Source organism: Vibrio sp. 10N.222.49.C9 (assembly GCF_041474985.1).
In the GTDB taxonomy this organism is placed as follows: Bacteria; Pseudomonadota; Gammaproteobacteria; order Enterobacterales; family Vibrionaceae; genus Vibrio; species Vibrio crassostreae_C.
Genome location: NZ_JBFRVD010000373.1, coordinates 1 through 357, shown reverse-complemented (window position 1 = coordinate 357; position 357 = coordinate 1). Strand labels below are relative to the sequence as shown.

Sequence of the window (357 nt, the reverse complement as noted above, 5' to 3'; positions counted from 1 at the left end):
TTGCGGGAGTCTTTGCCAGCGTGTCTGACTTAACCCCGGAAGAATATGGCGAAGGTAGTTTTACTAAGGGATTTTACGTATCTATTCCTTTTGATGTAATGACAGTGAAGCCTAGTCAAAACAGAGCCAACTTTAATTGGCAACCCATCACTCGAGATGGCGGACAGATGCTAATGCGTAAATATGAATTATTTGAGGTGACGGACGCAAGAAGCCCTTGGTATCAAAGGCCTCCTGCGAATCGTTAGCTTGTTACTCGTATACCACTTCATCTAGGTAACGCAGATAAGCGTTTCTTAGGCGGATTGGGTTGTTTTCAAAGTAATTCGGGTTGAGCCTTGCTCTGTTGAAGTACTG

The 357-nt window shown here is 44.3% G+C and carries 1 protein-coding gene; it reads left to right on the top strand.

The features are described 5' to 3' along the window. A partial coding sequence (locus AB4585_RS23560; protein ID WP_372171194.1) for a YjbH domain-containing protein occupies positions 1-248 on the top strand: 248 nt, incomplete at its 5' end. Positions 249-357 lie beyond the last annotated feature (109 nt).